This window comes from Psychrobacter sp. 1Y4 (genome assembly GCF_051847555.1).
Genome location: NZ_JBPYDE010001083.1, coordinates 1 through 534, shown reverse-complemented (window position 1 = coordinate 534; position 534 = coordinate 1). Strand labels below are relative to the sequence as shown.

At 40.4% G+C, this 534-nt stretch carries 1 protein-coding gene; it reads left to right on the top strand.

All coding sequences use genetic code 11. The annotated features are described in order from the left end of the window. Positions 1 to 292 (top strand): cytochrome c maturation protein CcmE domain-containing protein (locus ACS8FC_RS20535; RefSeq protein ID WP_439298141.1); only part of this gene is annotated, 292 nt, incomplete at its 5' end. Positions 293 to 534 lie beyond the last annotated feature (242 nt).

Sequence of the window (534 nt, the reverse complement as noted above, 5' to 3'; positions counted from 1 at the left end):
TCCATTGAATGTTGAGTTTGCGATTACTGACTTTCAATCAACCGTACCTGTGACTTATCAAGGTATTTTGCCAGACTTATTTGCCGAAAACTCAGGCGTCGTAGCCACCGGTAAGATGCAAGGGGATACCTTTGTCGCTGGTGAAGTATTGGCTAAGCATGATGAAAACTATATGCCACCGGAAGTCGCTAAATCCATGAAAGAAAACAATCGTAATGGGGTAGCAGTACCTTCTTCTGAACAATATAATCCTGCTGAAAGAATTCACGAAACGGAAACCCTGCAACAGTAATGATGATAAGTATTGATGACATATAAAAAGGCCACCGATAATCGGTGGCCTTTTGAATACATTGCATTTAGCTATTTAGCTAATGATTAGTCATCCCATATAGGGCTATAGTCAGGATGCTCAATCTTACGACCATCAGAACTGGCTAGCTTACCGATTCTTTCTAATTCATCTGCACTCAACTCTACTTTGATGGCATCTAAATTGCCTTGTAAGTGATCAGGGTTAGACGTTTTTGGAAT